This is a genomic window from Streptomyces sp. NPDC087263, from assembly GCF_044744645.1.
GTDB lineage: Bacteria > Actinomycetota > Actinomycetes > Streptomycetales > Streptomycetaceae > Streptomyces.
On record NZ_JBIUYT010000013.1, the window covers coordinates 7,610 to 29,353 of the forward strand.

The 21,744-nt window shown below is 70.8% G+C and carries 18 protein-coding genes; 9 read left to right on the forward strand and 9 right to left on the reverse strand.

The genetic code is table 11. The features are described 5' to 3' along the window. Positions 1–126 precede the first annotated feature (126 nt). The 3 genes from ACIPC1_RS34075 to ACIPC1_RS34085 all read right to left on the reverse strand — a co-directional run bounded on the left by ACIPC1_RS34075 (position 127) and on the right by ACIPC1_RS34085 (position 4,066). The gene (locus ACIPC1_RS34075) at positions 127–1,359 is read right to left on the reverse strand and encodes a DUF5667 domain-containing protein (RefSeq protein WP_402524161.1); all 1,233 of its coding nucleotides are present in this window, start codon (positions 1,357–1,359) and stop codon (positions 127–129) included. Between the two features lie 264 nt (positions 1,360–1,623). Next, a complete protein-coding gene (locus ACIPC1_RS34080; RefSeq protein WP_384374803.1) occupies positions 1,624–2,394 on the reverse strand; it encodes an ECF subfamily RNA polymerase sigma factor, BldN family in 771 nt (256 codons plus the stop codon). Between the two features lie 727 nt (positions 2,395–3,121). Next, complete coding sequence (locus tag ACIPC1_RS34085) at positions 3,122–4,066, reverse strand: HAD family hydrolase (protein WP_402524163.1); 945 nt, start codon at positions 4,064–4,066, stop codon at positions 3,122–3,124. Positions 4,067–4,190: 124 nt separating this feature from the next. On the opposite strand from ACIPC1_RS34085, the gene ACIPC1_RS34090 reads away from it, so the two are divergent. The 5 genes from ACIPC1_RS34090 to ACIPC1_RS34110 all read left to right on the forward strand — a co-directional run bounded on the left by ACIPC1_RS34090 (position 4,191) and on the right by ACIPC1_RS34110 (position 10,159). After that, entirely contained in the window at positions 4,191–4,520 is a 330-nt protein-coding gene (locus ACIPC1_RS34090; protein ID WP_402524165.1) for a glutaredoxin family protein, read from the forward strand. 323 nt (positions 4,521–4,843) lie between these two features. After that, complete coding sequence (locus ACIPC1_RS34095; RefSeq protein WP_402524167.1) at positions 4,844–5,602, forward strand: redox-sensing transcriptional repressor Rex; 759 nt, start codon at positions 4,844–4,846, stop codon at positions 5,600–5,602. Then, positions 5,599–7,464: a glutamyl-tRNA reductase gene (locus ACIPC1_RS34100; protein ID WP_402524169.1), complete on the forward strand. Its 1,866-nt coding sequence runs from the start codon at positions 5,599–5,601 to the stop codon at positions 7,462–7,464. Before ACIPC1_RS34095 ends, ACIPC1_RS34100 begins: the two co-directional genes overlap by 4 nt. After that, complete coding sequence (hemC, locus tag ACIPC1_RS34105) at positions 7,461–8,420, forward strand: hydroxymethylbilane synthase (protein WP_384374788.1); 960 nt, start codon at positions 7,461–7,463, stop codon at positions 8,418–8,420. The genes ACIPC1_RS34100 and hemC overlap by 4 nt, the downstream gene beginning before the upstream one ends. Continuing rightward, positions 8,417–10,159, forward strand: coding sequence for a uroporphyrinogen-III synthase (locus ACIPC1_RS34110; protein ID WP_402524171.1), 1,743 nt, complete (start codon positions 8,417–8,419; stop codon positions 10,157–10,159). The genes hemC and ACIPC1_RS34110 overlap by 4 nt, the downstream gene beginning before the upstream one ends. A 41-nt stretch (positions 10,160–10,200) precedes the next feature. Here the strand turns inward: ACIPC1_RS34110 and ACIPC1_RS34115 are convergent, their stop codons facing one another. Further along, the gene (locus ACIPC1_RS34115; protein WP_402524173.1) at positions 10,201–11,610 is read right to left on the reverse strand and encodes an FAD-binding oxidoreductase; all 1,410 of its coding nucleotides are present in this window, start codon (positions 11,608–11,610) and stop codon (positions 10,201–10,203) included. A gap of 635 nt (positions 11,611–12,245) precedes the next feature. Between ACIPC1_RS34115 and hemB the strand changes: the two genes are divergently transcribed. Next, the gene (gene hemB / locus ACIPC1_RS34120; protein WP_402524175.1) at positions 12,246–13,238 is read left to right on the forward strand and encodes a porphobilinogen synthase; all 993 of its coding nucleotides are present in this window, start codon (positions 12,246–12,248) and stop codon (positions 13,236–13,238) included. Positions 13,239–13,364: 126 nt separating this feature from the next. Here the strand turns inward: hemB and ACIPC1_RS34125 are convergent, their stop codons facing one another. The 3 genes from ACIPC1_RS34125 to ACIPC1_RS34135 form a co-directional block, all read right to left on the reverse strand. After that, complete coding sequence (locus tag ACIPC1_RS34125; RefSeq protein WP_402524178.1) at positions 13,365–15,257, reverse strand: acyl-CoA dehydrogenase; 1,893 nt, start codon at positions 15,255–15,257, stop codon at positions 13,365–13,367. 84 nt (positions 15,258–15,341) lie between these two features. Then, entirely contained in the window at positions 15,342–15,584 is a 243-nt protein-coding gene (locus tag ACIPC1_RS34130; protein ID WP_402524181.1) for a DUF397 domain-containing protein, read from the reverse strand. Further along, positions 15,581–16,408 carry a DUF5753 domain-containing protein gene (locus tag ACIPC1_RS34135; RefSeq protein WP_402524183.1) on the reverse strand — a complete coding sequence of 276 codons (828 nt, stop codon included), beginning with the start codon at positions 16,406–16,408 and terminating at the stop codon, positions 15,581–15,583. The genes ACIPC1_RS34130 and ACIPC1_RS34135 overlap by 4 nt, the downstream gene beginning before the upstream one ends. Before the next feature lie 112 nt (positions 16,409–16,520). On the opposite strand from ACIPC1_RS34135, the gene ACIPC1_RS34140 reads away from it, so the two are divergent. Together ACIPC1_RS34140 and ACIPC1_RS34145 are read left to right on the forward strand one after the other, a co-directional pair. Next, positions 16,521–16,964, forward strand: a complete 444-nt coding sequence (locus tag ACIPC1_RS34140) for an ATP-binding protein (RefSeq protein ID WP_402524186.1) — start codon at positions 16,521–16,523, stop codon at positions 16,962–16,964. 173 nt (positions 16,965–17,137) lie between these two features. Continuing rightward, positions 17,138–18,352: a PLP-dependent aminotransferase family protein gene (locus ACIPC1_RS34145; RefSeq protein WP_402524188.1), complete on the forward strand. Its 1,215-nt coding sequence runs from the start codon at positions 17,138–17,140 to the stop codon at positions 18,350–18,352. A 24-nt stretch (positions 18,353–18,376) separates the two neighbouring features. On the opposite strand, the gene ACIPC1_RS34150 is transcribed toward ACIPC1_RS34145, so the two are convergent. Continuing rightward, positions 18,377–19,084, reverse strand: a complete 708-nt coding sequence (locus ACIPC1_RS34150; protein ID WP_402524191.1) for a DUF4232 domain-containing protein — start codon at positions 19,082–19,084, stop codon at positions 18,377–18,379. Between the two features lie 215 nt (positions 19,085–19,299). Here ACIPC1_RS34150 and ACIPC1_RS34155 point away from each other — a divergent pair, with 215 nt between their 5' ends. Further along, positions 19,300–20,694 carry a helix-turn-helix domain-containing protein gene (locus ACIPC1_RS34155; RefSeq protein ID WP_402524192.1) on the forward strand — a complete coding sequence of 465 codons (1,395 nt, stop codon included), beginning with the start codon at positions 19,300–19,302 and terminating at the stop codon, positions 20,692–20,694. A 54-nt stretch (positions 20,695–20,748) separates the two neighbouring features. Here ACIPC1_RS34155 and ACIPC1_RS34160 read toward each other — a convergent pair whose 3' ends face one another. Continuing rightward, positions 20,749–21,630: a DUF4253 domain-containing protein gene (locus ACIPC1_RS34160; protein ID WP_402524194.1), complete on the reverse strand. Its 882-nt coding sequence runs from the start codon at positions 21,628–21,630 to the stop codon at positions 20,749–20,751. Between the last annotated feature and the right edge of the window lie 114 nt (positions 21,631–21,744).

Genomic DNA, 21,744 nt, shown 5'->3' on the forward strand with positions numbered 1-21,744 from the left:
GGCGGGGGGGGGTTTCTTATTTCTTATGTTTTTTTTTTTTGTTTGTTTTGTTGGGGTGTGTTTTCGGGGGGGGGGGCCCCCCTCCCCCCCCCCCCCCCCCCCCCCGTCGTACAACCACACGATCTTTTAGTCGGCGTCCTCGCTGTCGATGCCCAGGCCCGGGAGCAGGCCCGGGAGGAGCGGGGGCAGAGTGACGTCCGGTTCGCCTGTGGGCGGGGTGCCCGAGGACGGGGAGGCGGTGCCGGTGGCGTCCGCGGGCGGGTCGAGGAGACCGCCCGTGTTGCCGCCGAGGAGGCCGTCGTCCTGGCTGCCCGAGGTGGACGGCTTGGGTTTGCCGCTGCTCTGACCGCTGCTGGACGAGCCGCTTCCGCTGGTGGCGCTGGGTGCCGGTCGGCCCGTACCGGATGAGGCGGTGGAGTCGGAGCCGGCGCCGCGGTGGCGGCCCGTGCCCTCCGGTGCGGGCGGCTGTGGAAGCAGCGAGCGCAGCGGTTCGACCTCATCGTCTATGGCGTCGAACACCGACGAGACCCGGTCACTGACATCGCCGAGCTGCACGGGCAGCCGGTCGCGCAGCGCGCCCCAGGCCTCGCGGTGGGACTGCGAGAAGGCGGACAGGGCCTGGATGGGGCCGAGTGAGCCGTCCCGCTCATACGCTTCATGCAGCAGTCGGTGGCCTTCGGCCGCGTCGTGCTGCATGCCCGACAGGGCGCGGCGGATCTCGCCCAGGGACTCGTGGTCGAGTTGCCCGGAGCGGCCGCGCTCCATCAGCCGACGGGCCTCGCTGAGCCGGATCGAGGCCTGGTCGAGGTAGAGCTCGCCCCGGTCACTCTCTCCGTGGGCCAGGCCCAGCTTGACGTCCTCCATGCCGCGCTTCAGCCCGTAGAGCGAGTCACCGGGGAGGGCGTCGGAGCTGGCAGCGGCCACGCCGCCGAAGGCTCCCGCGGCCACACCCACGGTGAGCCCGCCCGCGGCGAGCCCCTTCGACAGCCGGGAACGCGGCCGCAACTTCCCGAGCCCGGTCGCCCGGTGCGCGCCCCGGCTCCGGTGGGACCGTTGCTCGGGCACCGAAGGGCCCGAGCCCTGGCCTCCCGCGGCGGTGCCCTCCAGCAGCATGGCCTCCATCGCGGCGACGAGCTGGGCTCGCTGCACGACTTTGACCTCGGGGTCGAGCTCCGGTTTGGGCAGCTCGCCGAGACCGGTGGTCAGGGCCAACAGCAGGCCCTGATCGGTCTGATCCGCAGCAGCCGGGGACGGTGCCGATCCATCCGGCTGCTCGGCCGCCGTGCCCTGGTCGGACTGGTCCTCCAGGGCCAGGGCGAAGGCGTTCGCCCGCCGGTGTGCCGATACGTTCGCGATCACTGGCGGCACCTCCTCTCATCATGACGGTCGACTCCCCAGGGGGTCCTGAGGGTTGCACTCCCTGACCACATCCACACGATCGAGTGATCGGTGGTGGCCGGGGAGTGACCACAGGGAGCCTGTATCCCGCACAACGAGCGTCGCGGCACTTGGGTTACGGACGACGGATGATCGGACCGCTAAGTCAACAGACTTTTACGGAAGGTGAGTTGAGCGTCGCTGAGCGTGTGGGACCACTATGGCGTTTGTACGGGTGTACGGGGCTCAGCGGGCGTCGTCCGGAAGGAGCCGGGCCAGGGTGCGCACCGCCCGGTACTGGAGGGTCTTGATCGCACCCTCGTTCTTGCCCATCACGCGGGCTGTCTCGGCGACCGAGAGCCCCTGGAGGAAGCGCAGGGTGACGCACTCCTGCTGCTGGGGATTGAGCCGCCGTACGGCTTCGAGCAGTGCCGTGTTCGACAACGACTCCAGGACGGCGTCCTCGGGGCTGCGCTCGACCTCGTTCGCGTCGAGCATCTCGCCGGTGGTCACTTCCAGCCGGAATCGGCTGGACTTGAAGTGGTCGGCGACCAGGTTGCGGGCGATGGTCACCAGCCAGGCGCCGAAGTCGCGGCCCTGCCAGGTGAAGGTTCCGATGCGGCGCAGGGCGCGCAGGAACGTCTCGCTGGTGAGGTCTTCCGCTGTCGCCTTTCCGCCGACGCGGTAGTAGATGTAGCGGTACACGGTGTCGCTGTACTGGTCGTAGAGACGGCCGAACGCATCGGCCTCGCCCGCTTGGGCGCGCTCTACGAGTTCCATCATCCGGGCGCTGTCACTGTCTGCGGCCGGGCGGCGTGCGGTGGTGGCCGAGCTCGAGCGGCCCCGTCTGCCGACCGCCGCGCTTCCGTCGGCCAGGGCGTAACAAGGGCCGACGGGCGCGGGGCCGGCGAAGGCGGGGACGGCGTACGCGGTGGGGACGAAGCCGCGCAAGCGGTCCAGGACCGTTGCGCGCAGCGTAGCCAGGCCCGAGGCGTCAACCCCGACGTGTGAGTACACGGGACTCCCAGAGGCAGAGCTTCCATCACGTTCAGTGCGGAACCTTTCACCCGTCGTAGCGAAAGAGGGGTGGCGGTTTGCGTCTGAGGAGAATAACGCTTCGTACAGGCGGCGCTACACCGAGTTGCACAAATCACCGGTTGCGTCGCTTCTGTTGCTTGTTGACACCGATTCAAGTGCCGGACAGTGACCGTTTGTTGATCGTTTTGGTCCGTGTTCCGTTTGAGTGGGGGGCGTGTTGTGGTCGACTGTCGTTAACGGGACTGGCGGGGGCGTTGTGGGGGTAGGAGTGCGGGATTGCCGGGTTTCGGGTGTGTCATGAGCATCCGGAAGTGGGTGGGCTGGGGCGTGGGGTGTTTCGCCCCCTCCGCCCCTGCCCGTCCCTTGTTCCTGGGGGCTGCCGCCCCCAGACCCCCGCTTCGGCCTGGACGGCCTCGTCCTCAAACGCCGGACGGGCTGGAGGTGGCCGGCCCGTCCTGGAGGGTGTCGCCCTCGGGGGTTGGTGGGGGTCGGGATGGTGTCCCTCGTCCTCAAACGCCGGACGGGCTGGAGATGGCTGGCCCGTGCTGGAGGGTGTCGCCCTCGCGGGTGGGTGGGGGGATCGGCTTGAACGGCCTCGTCCTCGAGCGTCGGGCGGGCTGGAGGATCTCCCCTGCGGGGCTGAAGGGTGCCGCCCCCGCGGGTGGGCGGGGGTTCGGGTAGCGCGCCTCGTCCTGCGAGGGGGCGATTAGCGGCGGCGGCGGTGTAGGGCGATTGCTGCTGCTGTGCCGCCTGCTACTGCGCCTACTCCTGCTGCGGCGGGGATGCCTACCTTGGCGGCCTTGCGGGCTGTTCGGTAGTCGCGGAGGCGCCATTCCAGTTTGCGGGCGTGCTTGCGGAGCTTGGTGTCGGGGTTGATGGCGTAGGGGTGGCCGACCAGGGAGAGCATGGGGATGTCGTTGTGGGAGTCGCTGTAGGCGGCGCAGCGGGAGAGGTCCAGGCCCTCCGCGGCGGCCAGGGCGCGTACCGCCTCCGCCTTCGCGGGGCCGTGCAGCGGTTCGCCGACCAGCTTGCCCGTGTAGATACCGTCCACCGACTCGGCGACCGTGCCCAGCGCGCCGGTCAGGCCGAGACGGCGGGCGATCACCGTGGCGATCTCGACGGGGGCGGCCGTGACCAGCCACACCTTCTGGCCGGCGTCGAGGTGTGCCTCGGCCAGCGCGCGCGTACCCGGCCAGATCCGCTCGGCCATGTACTCGTCGTAGATCTCCTCGCCGATGGACATCAGCTCGGCGACGCGGTGGCCCTTGACGATCGACAGCGCCGAGTCGCGGGCCTCCTGCATGTGCTCCGGGTCCTCGACGCCGGCCAGCCGGAACCACGCCTGCTTCCAGGCGAACCGGGCCAGGTCGCGCGTCTCGAAGAACTTCCGCTTGTGCAGCCCGCGGCCGAAGTGGAAGAGCGCGGCGCCCTGCATCACGGTGTTGTCGAGGTCGAAGAACGCGGCTGCCTTGTCGTCGCCGAGCACCGGGAACGCCGGTTCGTCGGCGGGGAGGTCCGGCGCGGCTTCGTGCGCGAACTCCTCCAGTGCCTGGGAGGTTTTGCGCGCTGCCTCAGCCGAGGCCTCGCCTGCCAACACGCTCCGCGCGGTGGCGGAGCGCCTACGGGGAGTGAGCCATCCGAGAGCGGCCATGTCGTGAGCATAGCCAGTTTGTTCGGTGGTTCCGGAGTCGCCAGGATTCGAGGCTGTGAACTCTCCGCGACCGAGCCGTTAAAGAAACGATCCCGGCGGTGTGTCGGCGCGGGAGAATGGCCGTATGAGTTCCATGTTCCGGCGCGGTGGGCGTCGTACGAAGACGCAGACGAAGAGGGAGAGGGGGGCGGAGGCGGTGGCGACCGGCACTGGTGGGCAAGGGCGGGTGGTCACTCTGATCCGGAAGCCCGGGTGTCATCTGTGTGATGACGCACAGGAAGTGGTCGCGAGGGTCTGCGGTGAGCTCGGGGTGGTCTGGGAGCAGAAGGACATCAGTACGGACGAGGAGTTGTACCGCGCGTACTGGGAGCAGATCCCGGTTGTGCTGGTCGACGGCGCGCAGCACACGTTCTGGCGGGTGAACGAGGAGCGCCTTCGCAAAGCCCTCACATAGTGGACGAGGGCAGGTGTGACCGCATCGTGGCCTGACTGGGTAGTCCAACTGGTCCGGAAAGTCGCCTAGGATCGACGGCGATTGGCCTCGGGGGCAGGATGCGTTGAGGAGAGTGTGCGGTTTTGCCCCCTTCAGGCGAGGATCGAAAGTGCCTGCGCGCGGGTTTCATACCTGTGTGCCGGGCGTGCGTGACCCCGGTCACGTTGGCCGGGCAAATCGGACACCATCTTTGTGCACGCGTTCACAAAGACATAGCCTGCATTCGACGGGGCGGTCTAGGTACGTGTGACCGCCTGCAGCCCCGCGCTACCCGCAGGAGCACCGTGGCAACTGGCCGAACTCACCGACCGGCGACCCGCAGCCGAGGGATTCCCGAGGCCACTGTCGCCCGGCTTCCGCTGTATCTCCGAGCCCTCACCGCACTGTCGGAGCGCTCGGTACCCACGGTCTCCTCCGAGGAACTCGCCGCCGCCGCCGGGGTCAACTCCGCAAAGCTGCGTAAAGACTTCTCCTACCTCGGCTCCTACGGGACGCGTGGTGTGGGATACGACGTTGAATATCTCGTGTACCAGATCTCCCGTGAGCTGGGCCTGACCCAGGACTGGCCGGTCGTGATCGTCGGTATCGGTAACCTCGGCGCCGCGCTGGCCAACTACGGTGGATTCGCCTCCCGTGGGTTCCGGGTCGCCGCGCTGATCGACGCCGATCCCGAGATGTCGGGCAAGCAGGTCGCCGGGATCGCCGTGCAGCACAGCGACGGCCTGGAGAAGATCATCGACGAGAGCGGCGTCTCCATCGGGGTCATCACCACCCCGCCGGGCGTCGCCCAGGCGGTCTGCGACCGGCTCGTCGCGGCCGGGGTCACCTCCATCCTCAACTTCGCGCCGACCGTCCTGGCCGTCCCGGACGGTGTCGACGTACGCAAGGTCGATCTCTCCATCGAGCTTCAGATCCTCGCCTTCCACGAGCAGCGCAAGGCGGGCGAGGAGGCCGAGGCGCAGGCCGCCGCCCTGCACCCGGCCGCCCCGGAGAACTCCGGCAAAGGGCCTGACGGGGATGTCCCCGCCGTGATGCCGGCATGAGTCTCCTCGTCGTGGGGCTGAGCCACCGCAGTGCTCCGGTCAGCGTCCTGGAGCGGGCCACGCTGTCCGCGGACGCGCAGATCAAGCTGTTGCAGGACACCATCGCCGCCGAGCCGGCCACCGAGGCCGCGGTGCTCGCGACCTGCAACCGGATCGAGCTGTACGCCGACGTGGACAAGTTCCACGCGGGCGTCGCCGAGCTGTCCACGCTCCTTGCCCAGCACAGCGGGGTCGGCCTGGACGAGCTCACTCCTTACTTGTACGTGCACTACGAGGACCGGGCCGCCCACCATCTGTTCTCGGTGGCCTGCGGCCTCGACTCGATGGTCGTGGGCGAGGGCCAGATCCTCGGCCAGATCAAGGACGCTCTCGCCACCGGGCAGGAACTGCACACCGCGGGCCGGCTGCTGAACGACCTGTTCCAGCAGGCCCTGCGGGTCGGCAAGCGCGCCCACTCCGAGACCGGCATCGACCGCGCGGGCCAGTCCCTGGTCACCTTCGGCCTGGAGCAGCTGGCGTCCGGCGTCCCGGTCGGCGCCTGGCTCAGGGGCAAGCGGGCGCTGGTCCTCGGTGCCGGTTCCATGTCCTCGCTGGCCGCCGCGACGCTGGCGCGTGCCGGGGTCGCCGAGGTCGTCGTCGCCAACCGCACGCCGGACCGCGCCGAGCGCCTCGCCCAGATCTTGACCGACAACGACGAAACGGACGTACTGGCCCGCGCGGTACCGATGAACTCGGTGCCGTTCGAGCTGACACGCGCCGATATCGCCGTTTCCTGTACGGGGGCGACGGGGCTCGTCCTGTCGGCTGAGTCCGTCGCCGCCGCGATCGAGGGGCGTACGACGGAGCCCGTGGTCCCCGGTGCGGATCCCGGCCCGCGCCGTTCGGTGCCGGGCGACTCCGGTCGTCCGTCCGTATCGGGTGCCGACTCCGGTCGTACGACCGCCTCGGGCGCCGTGCGGGATGCCCTTCCGCCCACGAGTGTCGGCACCGACGAAGGCTGCCCGCTCGACCTGTCCGCCGTGCAGACCACCGCCGGGTTCTCCGTGCTGGGAGAGGCTGCCGTCGCCGGGATGGGCGCGGCGGAGCTGGAACAGCACGCGGCCTGGGTGGACAAGGGCGACGTGGCGGGCCGGGCGCAGCGCACGGTGGTCACCGGCTCCGGTGCCGCGCAGGACAGCGTCGCCGGGTTCGCCGCCGTGTTCGACCCGGAGGGTGACGCCGACGCCATCGCCGCGCTGGCCGCGGCATCCGCCACCGTCGGCCGGGTGCCGGAGCGCCGCAGGCCCGAGCCCGTCGCCGAGATCCCCCGGCCCGCTCCCGTCCTCTCGCTCCTCGACCTGGCGATGCCCCGTGACATCGACGCGGCCGTGCACCGGCTGCTCGGGGTGCGGCTCGTCGACATCGAGTCCCTCGCCGACGCGTCCGTCGACGCTCCGATGGCCGCCGACGTGGACCAGGTGAAACGGATCGTCTCCGACGAGGTGGCCGCCTTCGGTGCCGCCCTGCGGGCCGCGCACATCACTCCCACCGTCGTGGCGCTGCGGACCATGGCCGCCGATGTCGTCGCAGGCGAGATCGCGCGACTGGACGGGCGGCTGCCCGGCCTCGACGAGAAGCAGCGCGGGGAGATCACCCAGACCGTACGGCGCGTGGTGGACAAGCTGCTGCACGCGCCGACCGTACGGGTCAAGCAACTGGCCGCGGAGCCCGGCGGTGCCGGGTACGCGGACGCGTTGCGGACCCTGTTCGACCTGGACCCCGAGACGGTCGCCTCCGTCTCGCGGGCCGAGGAGAGCGACAGCAGCGAAAACGCCCAGCACGTAGAGAACACAGAGAACGCCGAGAACCGAGGGCGAGCATGAATAAGCAGGCTTTGAGGCTGGGGACCAGGCGGAGCAAACTCGCCCTGGCTCAGTCCGGGCAGGTGGCGGACGCCGTGAGTCAGGTGACCGGACGGCCGGTCGAGCTCGTGGAGATCACGACGTACGGCGACACCTCCCGCGAGAACCTCGCGCAGATCGGCGGCACGGGGGTGTTCGTGACCGCGCTGCGCGACGCGCTGCTCGCCAAAGACGTCGACTTCGCCGTGCACTCCCTCAAGGATCTGCCGACCGGACAGCCCGACGACCTGGCGCTGGCCGCCGTACCGCTGCGTGAGGACCCGCGTGACGTGCTCGTCGCCCGCGACGGGCTCACCTTCGCGCAGCTGGGGGACGGGGCGCGGATCGGCACCGGTTCGTCGCGCCGGATGGCCCAGTTGAACGCGTACGCGCGTAGTCACGGGATGACGATCGAGACGGTCGCGATCCGGGGGAACGTCGACACCCGGATCGGATATGTGCGCAAGGGTGAGCTGGACGCTGTCGTGCTCGCCGCCGCCGGACTCAGTCGCCTCGGCCGGATCGAGGAAGTGACGGACTTCCTGTCCGTCGACACGGTTTTGCCCGCCCCCGGCCAGGGGGCCCTGGCGATCGAGTGTGCCGCGGACAACGCGGACCTCGTCGCAGCGCTCGGCGAACTCGACGACCCGCTCAGCCGGGCCGCCGTGACCGCCGAGCGGTCCCTGCTCGCCGCCCTGGAGGCCGGCTGCAGCGCACCTGTGGGTGCGTTCGCCGACCTGTTGGCCGACGGGCAGATTGTCAAGGAAATGCGCCTGCGCGGCGTCGTCGGCACGACCGACGGCTCGACGCTGGTGCAGTTGTCCACCACCGGTCCCGTGCCCGAGACGTACGACCAAGCAATGGCGCTCGGCCGTGAACTCGCTGCCGAGATGCTTGCCAAGGGCGCGGCCGGTCTGATGGGGGAGCGAGCACAGTGAGCCCCACCAACCTTCCCGCCGGTCCGGAACACGGGCACGTCACCTTCCTTGGTGCCGGGCCCGGGGATCCGGGACTACTGACACTGCGCGCCGTCGAGGCGCTGGCGAACGCGGATGTTCTTGTCGCCGAGCACGAGGTGCTCGACGTCGTCCGCGCACACGCCAGACCGGGCGTCGCCGTACTGAATACGGATACCGAAACTGGTACAGGTACCCATGCGTCGCCCGTGGCCACGCCTTCTTCCGTGAGTGCGTACGCGGGTACAGGCACGCCTCAGCTAACGGTTGTTGACGGTTCGTCAACAACCGTTGGTGACCCCCTGTTGAGGGACGCTGCCAATCTTGTCATGACGGCCGCACGGGGCGGCAAGCGGGTCGTGCGTGCGGTGTCCGGAGACCCCGGACTAGATACGTACGCCGCGGAGGAAATGCTCGCCTGCGTCGCCGCGGGTATTCCGTTCGAGGTCGTGCCCGGTATCGCGGCCGCCGTCGGTGTGCCCGCTTACGCGGGTGTGCCGCTGCGGGACGCGCAGGGTGCGGATGTGCGGTTCGTCGACGCGCGGACGGCTTCCGACCGGTGCTGGACCGAGGTCGGGGCGTCCGACGGGACGGTCGTCGTCTCCTCGACGCTCGACTCGATCGGTGCGGCGGCGGGCGAACTGGTGGCCGCGGGCCGCAAGCCCGATACGCCGATGACCGTCACGATCGCCGGTACGACGACCCGTCAGCGGACCTGGGCCGCCACCCTCGGCACCATCGCGCTGACGCTGAAGCAGGCGAAGGTGCTGCCCTCTCCGGAGGGCCACCGCCCGGTGATAGCCGTGGTCGGTGAGCGTTCCGCCGCCGCCCAGCGCGACCAGTTGTCGTGGTTCGAGTCCAAGCCGCTGTTCGGCTGGAAGGTCCTCGTGCCGCGCACGAAGGAGCAGGCGGTCTCGCTCTCCGACCAGTTGCGGTCCTACGGCGCCGTGCCGCACGAGGTGCCGACGATCGCCGTCGAACCTCCGCGGACGCCCCAGCAGATGGAGCGGGCGGTCAAGGGTCTGGTCACCGGCCGCTACGAGTGGATCGCCTTCACCTCGGTGAACGCGGTGAAGGCGGTGCGGGAGAAGTTCGAGGAGTACGGGCTCGACGCGCGCGCCTTCGCCGGCATCAAGGTGGCGGCGGTGGGCGAGCAGACGGCCAAGGCGCTGGTCTCCTTCGGTGTGAAGCCGGATCTGGTGCCGAGCGGTGAGCAGTCCGCCGCCGGGTTGCTGGAGGACTGGCCGCCGTACGACCCGGTGTTCGACCCGATCGACCGGGTGTTCCTGCCGCGGGCCGACATCGCCACCGAGACGCTGGTGGCCGGCCTGATCGAGCTGGGCTGGGAGGTCGACGACGTCACGGCCTACCGGACCGTGCGGGCGTCACCGCCGCCGGTCGAGACACGCGAGGCGATCAAGGGCGGCGGCTTCGACGCCGTGCTCTTCACCTCGTCCTCCACCGTCCGGAACCTGGTCGGTATCGCGGGCAAGCCGCACAACGTGACGGTGATCGCCTGTATCGGGCCCGCCACCGCGAAGACGGCCGAGGAGCACGGCCTGAGGGTCGACGTGATGGCCCCGGAGCCGTCCGCCCTCAAACTGGCCGAGGCGCTCGCGGACTTCGGACTGCGGCGTCGCGCGGCGGCCACGGAGGCGGGGGATCCCGTCACCCGGCCGAGCGAGCGGCGGCCGGGGTCACGGCGGCGACGTACGACGTAGGTGTTTGCGTATTTTGTGTAGGTGGTGACGCCCGTAGCTGCTCATGCCGCTGCGGGCGTCACCACGTGGCCGAAGCGCAGCAGGTTCGCCGGGTCGTAGGTGGCCTTGGCGGCGCGGAGGCGGGCGTAGACCTCGGGGGTCCAGGCGCGGGCGCGGTCGGTCTCGTCGCCCGGGGTGCCGTGGATGTTGACCATGGTCCTGCCCGTGCCATACGGCGCCATCGCGGCGTTCAGCGCGATCGTGGCCGTCTCGACCGCCGCGGCCACCTGAGGTCCCGCCGGCACACCGATCGTCTCCAGCAGGTACCCCGCGTCGCGGGCGCAGATCGCGTCCTCGACGGCGGCGGGGCGGGCCAGTTCGCCGCCCATGTGACGCAACTCGACGAGCAGGAGCGGGTAGTCGGCGGGGGCTGCCGGGCCAGCCTGGTCCAGGAAGGTCCGTACGGCCTCGGGGGTCAGGTCGCGCAGCAGGGCGCACGACTCCCTCGCGGGGAGCGGCTCCTTGGGCTCCGCGTAGACCTGGTCCACGGCCGTGTAGTCCATCTCCGCCACCGTGTCGACCACCACCGGCGCCGCCGCGCGGATCGGAGCCAGCAGGCGTTCGCCCTCCGCCGGGTCGCCGGTCCAGATCGCCGCGACCCGGGCCCAGAAGCCGCCGCGCAGGGGTTCGGGGATCTCCGGCAGCGGGGGCAGGCGCAGCAGCGAGAACGCCGTGCACATCTGCGGGGGCAGGGTGGGGGTCCAGGCCGCGTAGGCGTTCAGCAGGGTCTCGGCGTGTTCGCCGGGGCAGTAGATTCCGCCGCCGAGTACGTGGGAGAGCGGGAGCAGGTCGCAGACCAGTTCCGTCACCACGCCGACGTTGCCCTTGCCGCCGCGCAGGGCCCAGAAGAGCTCGCCTTCGTGGTCGGCGTCCGTCTCGTGAAGCGTTCCGTCGGGCGTGACGACCTGGAAGGAGCGGACGTGGTCGGCCGCGTAGCCGTACGCCCGGCCGAGCACCGGAAGGCCCCCGCCCAGCGTGTAGCCGACGACGCCGACGTCCGTGGACGAGCCGTTCAGGGCGGCGAGTCCGTGCGGTGCCGCTGCCTCCAGGACGTGGCGCCACTTCGTTCCGGCGGCGACCGTCGCGGTGCGCGCGGTCGCGTCGACGCGTACGTCCGTCATACGGGCGGTGTTGATCAACAGGCCGTTCTCGACGGGGAAGTTCGCGCCGTGGCCGGTGGCCTGTACGGCGACGGGGGTGCCGGTGGCGGCCGCCCAGCGCAGCGCGGCCACGATGTCGTCGGTACCGGTCGCGCCGACGACCAGGTCGGGGGTGTGGCGGGCGGCCAGGTTGAAGCCGATGACCTCGTCGGCGTAGTCCGGGTCGACAGGGCGCAGCACCGGGCCGCGGATGTCGGAGAGGGCGAAGAGATCGGGGGTGGGGTGAGGGTGGTGGGGGGCAGGGGCGGTCATCGCGTCCTCCTTGAGCGCGGGCCGGGTGGGGCGTTCGGGCGGCGCGGGGGAGGGACGGCGGCGGTTCTGTTCGGGCGTCGGCGTCTGTATCGGCGTGCGGCGGGAGAGCGGGGCCGTCGGGGTCCTCAGGGCGGGTTGTTGTCGTGGGGTGTTGTTCGGGGCCCGTTCTCGGGCCCTCTTTCCAGCATGGACCTGTGCTGGATGGGTCGCATGCGGGGGCCGGCGGGGCGGACTCGGGGCCGAGCTCGGGTCGGGGCCGGGGGCCGGTACATCCGCCCGTCGCCGCCGGATCAGACGTCGGTTGAGTGGAGACGGCTCCGGTGACGCGAACGTACGCGACGGGCATGTGATGTACCGGCCCCCGGCCCCTTCCGCCGGTGGGCGGCTTTCCGCATCACTCCGGCCGGGGATGCGCTTCCAGCCCATCGGGCGTTTGGGGGTCTGGGGGCGGGGCCCTCAGGGGCGGGATGGGTAGGGGCGGAGGGGGCGGAGGGGGCGAAGGAAGGCCTGGCTGGTCAGCAGCTCCGGGGGGTCGCCGTGGTGCTCCCTGCTCCCGGGAGCGGTGAGAGTGGGTGGCTGTCGGCGCCGACGTCGCGTCGGCAAAGGGGGTGCGGGGGCGGGCGTAGCGTAGGTGTATGACGACGTACGGATCCTTTCCCGGTACGCGGCCGCGGCGTCTGCGGACCACTCCGGTCATGCGGCGCATGGTCGCCGAGACCCGGCTGCACCCCGCCGACTTCATCCTCCCGGCCTTCGTGCGCGAGGGCATCGGCGAGCCCGTGCCGATCGAGGCGATGCCCGGCGTCGTCCAGCACACCCGGGACAGCCTGAAGAAGGCGGCCGCGGACGCGGTGGCCGCGGGGATCTCCGGGATCATGCTCTTCGGGGTGCCCGAGGAGTCGAAGAAGGACGCGGTCGGTACGCCGGGGACCGATCCGGACGGGATCCTCCAGGTCGCGCTCCGTGATGTGCGCGCCGAGGTCGGTGACGAACTGATCGTGATGTCCGACCTGTGTCTGGACGAGACCACCGACCACGGTCACTGCGGGGTGCTCGACGCCGAGGGCCGGGTCGACAACGACGCCACCCTTGAGCGGTACGCCGAGATGGCGCAGGTGCAGGCCGACGCGGGGGCCCATGTCGTGGGCCCCAGCGGGATGATGGACGGCCAGATCGGCGTCGTGCGTGACGCCCTCGACCAGATCGGCCGGGAGGACGTCGCGATCCTCGCCTACACCGTCAAGTACTCCTCCGCCTTCTACGGCCCCTTCCGGGAGGCCGTGGGCTCCTCGCTCAAGGGCGACCGCAAGACGTACCAGCAGGATCCGGCGAACGCCCGGGAAGCCCTGCGGGAGCTGGCGCTCGACCTCGAAGAGGGCGCCGACATGGTGATGGTGAAGCCGGCGGGTCCCTACCTGGACATCCTCGCGCGGGTCGCGGACGCCGTGGACCTGCCCGTGGCCGCCTACCAGATCTCCGGCGAGTACTCGATGATCGAGGCCGCTGCCGAGAGGGGCTGGATCGACCGGGACAAGGCCATCCTCGAGTCGCTGACGGGGATCAAGCGGGCGGGCGCCCAGAACATCCTGACGTACTGGGCCACCGAGGTCGCGCAGCGGCTGCGCTGACGCGGGCAGGTGGGCAGGTGGGTAGGTGGGAGGTGGGTAGGCGGTCAGATCTTCACCGGTTGACGGCGAGGCGGGCCCTCGCCGCGCTCGCCGTCGCATTCGGTGCCTCAGGAACGCTTCGGCGCCTCAGGAACGTGGTGCCGGAATGGCCGTGAGCATCGGCAGGGAGTCCAGGTGTTTCTCCGGGACGTCGAAGGCCTCGGCCAGGGCCGGCAGGTGCGGGGCGAGCCGGGCGGTCAGTTCGTGGAGGGTCCGGGGTACTGAGCGGATCTGGTCGGGGGTGAGTGCCCGCTCGATCAGGAGCGGCCCGCTGAGCCGCTTCACGTGTCCCAGCAGGAACAGTGCGCACAGGTCGTCCAGTACGGCGCGGGTGGGCGGGTCGGTCACCCGGGTGATGGCCCCGAGGAAGGCGTCGGCGGCCTGTCCGATCGCGTACGTCTCCACCAGGTCCAGGGCGGCGGCGGAGGCGTTGTTCCAGCGGCCGAGTGCGTCGCCGCCGTCGCTGCGGCGGAGGTCGCGGCGGGCGGCCTGGTGCGATTGGCGTTCGGCGGCGGTGACGGCTCGGCGGAGGAAGGCGGGGTCCGTCAGGCTCTCCTGGCCGGTGGCCGCGGCGGGCTCGGCGGCAAGTTCGTGGCCGAAGATCATCTCGGCGCCGGCCTTGCACCAGATGGCGAGGTTGTCGCCTTCGGCGGTGATCGCCCCCTCCACGTTCGCCGGGTACTCCGCCAGCCCGTTGACCGGGAACAGTGCGCGGGCGCCGCAGCGTTCGCGGCTCTCGATGGTGATGTCCCGGGCCTGCCAGGTGATCCAGCCCTTGGTCACGGCCACCAGCCGTTCGGTGGCCGCGCGTTCCTCGGGCGGGTGGGTGATCCAGCGGTCCGTGACCGTGCGGTGCAGGAAGGTCATGGCGTAGGCGGTCGCCACGCGTTCGAGCAGGCGGGCGTGGTGGCTGCGGTGTGCGGCCAGCGGGACGCGCTGCCCGGCGACGGCGCCGGAGATCCGCCGCAGGTGTGCGTAGCGGACGGCGGTCGTCAGTGCCGCCCGGCAGCCTCCGAGCGTGCTCGCGCTCATGCAGAGCTTCCCGACCGTGACGCGGCTGATGGCGTAGAGGAATCGTTTGCGCGGGCTGCCGACGCTGCTGGTGAAGGTGCCGTCCGGCAGCAACTGCCCGTGGGCGCCCTGGATCAGTGCGGTGCGGGGCAGGCGTACCTGGTCGAAGCTGGTGACGCAGTGGTCCACCGGGCTGCCGATACGTTCCGGCAGCATGTTCACGGTGACACCGGGCAGGGTGCCCCGGCGGTCGGTCAGCGGGGTGAGGAACAGGAAGACGCCGTGGTCCTGGGGGGTTGCTTGGGGGTGGGCGGCTCCCTGGTCCTGGAGGACTCCTTCGTCCCTGTCCGCAGCTTTGGTTTGGTTGTCGATCAGCAGTCGGGCCGCGACCACCGCGGTCTTGGGGCCGCCCGCCGGGCTGGTGTTCGGCATGTACTTCGCCGCGCCCTCGTGCGGGGTGTGCAGCACGAACTCGTCGCGCTCACGGTCGTAACGGGCCACTGTCTCCAGCGCCGCCGCGTCGTTGCCGTGCCCCCGCTCCGTGCACAGGAAGGTGCCGGTGCGGGCCAGTGAAGCGAACTCGGTCAGGTCGCGCGGCGCTGACACGTCGTCGTCGAGCAGGCTGCCGAGGAAGAGGTTGTAGTGGATGCCGGCCACCGTCGCCGTGGCGCCGTCCACCACCGCCGCCCACTCGTGCAGTGCGGCCAGCCTGCGCGGGTCGTCCGCCAACTGTTCGGCGGGAAGGGGGAGTTCGTCGTTGAGCGCGCGCAGCCGGTCGTACGCGAGCTGCCACCGCTCCTCGACGTAGGCCGCGGGGCGGTAGCGGAACAGCTCGGCGGAGACGGCCTCGCGCCAGTGTGCGTGGACTTTCGCACCGTCGGGGCCGTCCTCGAAGAGGGCCTCGGTAAGCATGTCGGTCAGTGGTGCTGTGCTGCTGCCGAGTGCGGCGGCAGTGTCGCTGTTGATCATCACGGCCCGTCCAACGATCAAGGGACGCGCACGGAAACGATCTTCCGGTTGCCGTTGCGTTAAACCACTGTGACGACAGGCATCTCAGCGGGAGACATGGCCGGTGAAGGCCGACCAGGCTTCCGGCGAGGCGGTGAAAGTGGGGCCGTCCTCCGGGTTCTTGGAGTCGCGGATGTGGATGGCGTGGGGGCAGGCGGCGACCTCTACGCACTGGCCGCCCTCGTCGCTGCTGTAGCTGGACTTGCGCCAGGTGTAGGCGACTTCGAGGCAGGCGCCGCCTTCGTCGCTGCTGTAGCTCGACTTGAACCACTCAAGTGCGGTGCTCATTTGTCTCCTAGCAGACGGTCGAGCAGGCTCTTGGACTCCTGTGGAGACAGGGCCTGTGACCGCAGCATCGCATATTTGCGCGCCAGGATGGACACCTCGTCGGGGTCGGAAACCCACTGGCTGCCGCGTTGGCTCTCGGTGTAGGCGAGGTGCTGGTGGTCGGGTGTTTCCAGGAGGATGAAGGGGCCTGCCAGGCCCGCGTGCGAGGGCGTGTTCGTCGGCAGGAACTGGAGCGCGAGGCCCGGGAGTTCGGCGCGGTCGCGCAGGTGGCGGAGCTGGTCGCGGCGGGCCTTCGGGCCGCCGACGCCGATGTGGAGCACCGGCTCCCAGACGATGAAGCTCATCGTCGGCGGACACTTGCGGTGCAGGATCTCCTGGCGGTCCACGCGGGCCGCCGTCTTGGTCTCGATCTCGTCCTCGTCGAACGCCGGAATGCGCTCGCGCAGGACGGCACGGGCGTATGCCTCGGTCTGGAGCAGGCCGGGTACGACCGCGTTGTCGAACCAGGACAGCGCGATGGCCTCGCGTTCGTGCAGCATGTACTGCTCGGCGAACAGCGGGAACTGGTCGATCTCCGGCATGTTCGTGACCCCGGCCAGCAACAGCCCCTTCGTGTCGAGGAGTTGGTCCAGGGTCTCGGCGAGGTCCGGCAGAAGGGGCCTTCTGCCCTGCTCGATCGACGCGATCGACTCCTCGTCGGCGAGGGCCGCCTCGGCGAGGGCGCGCTGTGTGTACCCCGCCGCCTTACGGGCTGCCTGCACCTGCGCTCCCAGCATCCGCATGGCCGAGAAGTTCTTCTTCCGTGGCAGCTTCTTGGCGTTCATGCCGGACCAACTCCCCCGCAGGCACCCGTACCTACCCGTGTGAACCCGTACAAATTCTGAGTACGGGTTTACTCACTGATCCACGCTAGTGACTTTGCGCGACATTTGTCCCGTGAATGAGACAACCCAACTGCCTTGTCAGCGCGAGCGCTTCTACCGCCGCGACCGCCGATCCGTCCCCGCCGCCAGGCGGTTCACCTGGGAGGCGCTGGTCGACTGGGGGCTGGCCCAGGCCGAGCGCCGCGACGACGTGTTGCTGTGCGTGAGTGAGCTCGCCACCAACGCGTTGGTGCACGGGGTGCCGCCGGGGCGGGGGTTCCGGTTGTCTCTGCGGTACGAGGGGGACGTACTGCGGGTGGAGGTGCACGACAGCGGGCCCGGTGCCCCGCGGATCGCGGACGACGCCGACGAGGGCGGGCGGGGGCTGCTGCTCGTCGCCGCGCTCAGTGACAAGTGGGGGGTGGCGGAGCGGGAACCCGGGAAGGTGGTGTGGTGCGAGTGGGAAACGGCACCCACCGGCGAGGACGGCCGGACAGGCTCCAGGCCTGGCCCCTGACCCGGCTTGGCCCCTGACCCGGCTTGGCCCCTGACCCGGCCCGCCCCCCTGACCCGGCCTGGCCCCCCGACCCGGCCCGGCGGCGTGTCCGGATCCCGGAAACCTGTTTGTAGGCGGCACGTACATCCCTAGGCTGCGGCACGAGTCGTCCGCGCAGCCGAAGGAGCCGAGCCATGACCGTCGCCGAGCCCGCGCCCACCCGCGCCCCTGTGCCGCCGCTCGCCGCGCGGGCCCGCTCGATCGGCGGTTCGCCGGTACGGGACATCCTCGCCGTCACCGCACGGCCCGAGGTGATCAACTTCGCGGGCGGGCTCCCGGCGCCGGAACTCTTCGACGTCGAGGGGATCTCCGCCGCCTACCGGGCGGTCCTCGCCGAAGTGCCCGCACAGGCGCTGCAGTACTCCACGACGGAGGGCGAGCCGGGGCTGCGGGCCGCGCTCGCCGCGCGTACCTCGGCACGCGGTCTGGCCACCGGCCCCGACGACCTGCTCGTCACCACGGGCTCCCAGCAGGCCCTTTCGCTGCTCGCCACCGCGCTGCTCGAACCCGGGGACACGGTCCTGGTCGAGAACCCCTGCTATCTGGCGGCACTTCAGGTCTTCGGCTTCGCGGGGGCGCGGGTGGTGGCTGTGCCGGGGGACCGGCACGGTGTCGATCCCGCGGCGCTGGAGGAGCTGGTGGTGCGCGAACGCCCCAAGCTGCTCTACACCGTGCCCACCTTCCAGAACCCGACCGGCCGCACACTGCCGGCCGAGCGGCGGGCCGCCGTCGCCGAGGTCGCCGGGCGGCACGGGCTGTGGATCGTCGAGGACGACCCGTACGGCGAACTGCGCTTCGAGGGCGCGCGCGTGCCGTGGATCGCGGCGCAGGCGGGAGCGGAGGACCGTACGGTCCTGCTCGGCTCCCTCTCCAAGGTCATGGCCCCAGGCCTGCGGATCGGCTGGCTGCGCGCCCCGGCGGAACTGCGCCGCGCCTGCGCCGTGGCCAAACAGGCCGCCGACCTGCACACCCCGACCCTCAACCAGCTCGCCGCGGCCCGGTATCTGGCGGACAGCGACCTGGACGGGCACGTCACGCGGGTCGCGGCGGTCTACCGCGAACGCCGGGACGCGATGCTCGCAGGACTCGCCGACGCCCTCCCCGCAGGCTCGGTCTGGGACCGGCCCGAGGGCGGCATGTTCCTCTGGGCCAAGCTTCCGGCGACGTACGACACCACGGAGTTGCTCCCGGCGGTGGTGCGGCAGGAGGTGGCGTACGTCCCCGGTGCGCCGTTCTACGCCGCCGAGCCCGACCCCTCGACGCTGCGGCTGTGCTTCGTGACGCAGACGCCGGAGGAGATCGGGGAGGGGCTGCGGCGGCTGGGGGCGGGGCTGGCCTCCGGGCGGTGAGCGCCGGCCCCCTGCGGCCCGGAGTCACCAGGTGAGGGCGTCGGCCATGGTCGACTGCCAGTACGTGACGGTGATCGTGTCGTCGATCCACACGCCCTTCGCGGGGAGCGACGGGTTGGCCGCGTCGCCCGTGCTGTTGTTCAGGAGGACGGCGAGGGTCTTGGCCGTGTAGCCGTTGGAGCCGCTGCCGTCGCCGCTCGACAGGAGCACGCTCGCATAGCCCGACTCGCCGGGGGCCAGGGTGACCACGGCCTGCGGCTTGGAGTCCTCGAAGGCCGGCGGGACCGACTGGGCCTCGCTGAAGCGGACGGCCGGGTAGCCGATGAGGTTGCAGTTGCCCGCCCCGGTGTTGGTGACGGTGAGGAGCATGTGGTTCAGGGGGCGGGAGACCTCGGTGGCGGTCGTACGGGTGGTGGTGCTGGTGCAGCGGGTGGAAGTGGGGACCGAGTCCTTCGAGCCCGTGGAGTCCTTTGAGGCCGTGGAGTCCGGGGCCTTTGTGGAGTCCGTCGTGTCGTCGGCGGCCTGGTCGGCTCCCGTGGACGTTCCCTCGGTCGCCTTGGCCGGCGGGGGCGACGGCTTGGCGGTCGCGAGGGGTGACTGCGTGGCCGAGGAGATCGCCGAGGCGCCCTCGTCCTTGACACCCTCTCCGTTGTTGCATGCGGCCAGCGTCAGCGTGACGACCGTGATCGCGGCGGCGGCGAGCATACGGGCACGGGAGTTGCGTGCGGACATGGTTGATCCCCCTGATGTGGAACGGGTGTGGATGCAGGCCGGTCGACCGGGTGCCGGGAGCGGCGTGCTTGGATGACCACAGCTTGTGCGGCGATCCGTCCCAGCCGCCACAGCTGCCGGGGTATCCGGGACGCTGGAACGCTCACAGGGGCTCTGACCTGGGGGAACGATGTTCCCCTGGAACGCGGATCTGGGACGCGGGGAAGTGAGGAACGGTGGCGGGGGACGAGTTCTCGGAGCTGCTGGGGCAGTTGAAGCAGCGATCCGGGCTCAGTTACGGGGTGCTGGGGAAGCGGCTCCACATGAGTGCGTCGACGCTTCACCGGTATGCCAACGGGGACGCCGTACCGACGGATTACGCACCCGTGGAACGGTTGGCCCGGGTGTGCAAGGCCACCCCCGACGAACTGGTGGAGCTGCATCGGCGCTGGGTGCTGGCCGATGCGCGGCGGGGGGTGAAGGGGGCCGTGGGTGTGGGGTCCGTGGAGGCGAAGGCGGAGGCCGGGGCGTCCGCGGTTGCTGAGCCGGAGGGCGAGCGGGTTGCCGGGGCCGGGGCCGGGGCCGGAGCGGGAGTTGAGGCAGGGTCCGAGTCCGTGTCCGTGTCCGGAGCGGGAGCTGGGCCGGAGGACGGGGCCGTTCCGGAGGTCGAGCGCTCGCTCGGGTCGGAGGTGCCTGTGGCATCTGTGGCGCGGCGTCGCCGTACTGTCGTCCTTGCCGGTGCCGCCGTGGCCGCCGCCGTCGTGTCGGCCGCGCTTGTGGTGAACCTTGTGTCCGGCAGGGGTGATGACGATCAGGGGCGGAACCAGTCCGTGGGGGTCGCCGCCACGGAGTCCGTCGCCGCCGGTTCCGGTGATTCCGGTGCGTCGCAGGGCTCGAAGGGGAAGCCTGCCCCGCCGTCCGTCTCGGCGGACGGCACCCCCACGGCTTCCACGTCCACTTCCGTGCCGCCGGGCAGTGGGGCCGAGGCGGCTCCGGACGCCGTGGACGAGGACGGCGCCTCCGCGCCCACGGTCGCCACCAACCCGTACAAGTGGGAAGACCAGTGCAGCCAGCACTACCTGGTGAACCAGAAGGCCGAGCAGGTGCCACCGCCGCCGAACGAGCCGGAGGCGCGTGGGTGGGTCACCGCGCTCGGCGGGGTCGCCGCCGGACAGCAGATGCTCGCGCTGACCGTGCAGGGCACCGGAAAGGCCACCGTCGTACTGGAAGCGCTGCATGTCCGCGTGGTGACGAAGAACGCGCCGCTCGCCTGGAACGACTTCCAGATGGGCTTCGGCTGCGGCGGCGGCGTGGACACGAAGTCGTTCGTCGTGGACCTGGACGCCGGAAGCCCCACCGTCGAGACCAAGGCGGGGCAGCGCGACTTCCCCTACAAGGTCAGTGAGTCCGACCCCGAGGTCTTCTACATCTTCGCGAACTCCAAGGCCCACGACGTGAGTTGGTACCTGGAACTGAACTGGTCCAGCGGGACCGACAAGGGCACGGTCCGCGTCGACGACAACGGCAACCCGTTCCGGACGAGCGGGAACGTGGGGCGGCCCGCGTACGCGTATCCGCTGGGCGACTCCGAGTGGTGGAGGAACGAGTACGAGCCCAACATCAAGGGCTGACCCACCGACGTCAACGTGTACGCGGCCGACCGAGGCTGCGGGCGCCGGCCGGCGTCAGTCCCACCAGAACGACCACACCTTCTGTCCGAGGACTTCGTGTGCGGCGTACTCCCGCAGCGTCTCGTGGTGGCCCTGGGTGACGTTGTCCGGGCAGAACGCGAAGTGCTCGGCGGCGACCGCCTCCGCCTCGGCCGTCGTGGTGGGCGGGGCCGCCACCGACAGGACGAGCTGGTCGAAGGTGAGGGCGACCACGCGGATGCCGAAGCGGTCCTCCCAGGAGCGGAGCACGGCGCACAGGCGGGCCACGTCGCCCTCGTAGTTCACGGGTCCCGACCAGCCGATCGCGGCCGGGATGTCCGCGCTGCGCCGGGCCGGGACCAGAGCGAGGCGTGGGTCCTTCAGCCACGAGCCGCTGTCCGCAAGGGAGTCGGCGATCTCGGCGGCACGCGCGTCCGGGTCGGCGTCCGGCGCGGTGGCGGGGGCGAGGCCCGGCCACTGAGAGCCATAGGGCGCGACCGTCTCGTCGTACGTGTGGGGCTCGCCGAAGGCCTCGACGACGACTTCCTTGCCCGGGTGGTCCTCGTCCGGGTCGGGCGCGTCCGACGCGTACTCCTCCCAGAACTCCGCCAGCACCTCCTCGGCGTCGTGGTCCCCGGGGTACGACACCTCGTCCGGCGCCAACTCCCAGTCCTCCAGCTCCCCTTGGTCGCCGCCGACGTCTATGAGGAGGGGAAGCAGGCCGGACGTCCGCCGGGCGGGCTCCAGCGCCGACCAGGCTCCGGGAGCCGCCGGCCCCTCGGCGTGCCAGAGCAGCGGCTCGTGCCACGGACCCTCATCAGTCGCGTCGATCAGTCGCCCGGACGGGAGTTCAAGCCCGAGCGCGCGCCCGCTCGGGTCGGCCGCCAGAGTCGGCAGCGGATTGGGAAGTGTCGCCATGGCCCCGACTTTAGGGGCAGCCACCGACAACGGACCTGGCGGCCCAGGTGACTTGGGCGACCGGGACGGCGGAGGAAAGCCGGGCGGCCCCCGGCACCTGAACAACCGGGGGCC

Coding starts and splice junctions, on each gene's coding strand:
- ACIPC1_RS34085 (WP_402524163.1), bottom strand. CDS start 4,066: ATGGCCGCTCTCGGATGGCTCACTCCCCGTAGGCGCTCCGCCACCGCG.
- ACIPC1_RS34090 (WP_402524165.1), top strand. CDS start 4,191: ATGAGTTCCATGTTCCGGCGCGGTGGGCGTCGTACGAAGACGCAGACG.
- ACIPC1_RS34100 (WP_402524169.1), top strand. CDS start 5,599: ATGAGTCTCCTCGTCGTGGGGCTGAGCCACCGCAGTGCTCCGGTCAGC.
- hemC (WP_384374788.1), top strand. CDS start 7,461: ATGAATAAGCAGGCTTTGAGGCTGGGGACCAGGCGGAGCAAACTCGCC.
- ACIPC1_RS34115 (WP_402524173.1), bottom strand. CDS start 11,610: ATGACCGCCCCTGCCCCCCACCACCCTCACCCCACCCCCGATCTCTTC.
- hemB (WP_402524175.1), top strand. CDS start 12,246: ATGACGACGTACGGATCCTTTCCCGGTACGCGGCCGCGGCGTCTGCGG.
- ACIPC1_RS34125 (WP_402524178.1), bottom strand. CDS start 15,257: ATGATCAACAGCGACACTGCCGCCGCACTCGGCAGCAGCACAGCACCA.
- ACIPC1_RS34130 (WP_402524181.1), bottom strand. CDS start 15,584: ATGAGCACCGCACTTGAGTGGTTCAAGTCGAGCTACAGCAGCGACGAA.
- ACIPC1_RS34135 (WP_402524183.1), bottom strand. CDS start 16,408: ATGAACGCCAAGAAGCTGCCACGGAAGAAGAACTTCTCGGCCATGCGG.
- ACIPC1_RS34145 (WP_402524188.1), top strand. CDS start 17,138: ATGACCGTCGCCGAGCCCGCGCCCACCCGCGCCCCTGTGCCGCCGCTC.
- ACIPC1_RS34150 (WP_402524191.1), bottom strand. CDS start 19,084: ATGTCCGCACGCAACTCCCGTGCCCGTATGCTCGCCGCCGCCGCGATC.
- ACIPC1_RS34160 (WP_402524194.1), bottom strand. CDS start 21,630: ATGGCGACACTTCCCAATCCGCTGCCGACTCTGGCGGCCGACCCGAGC.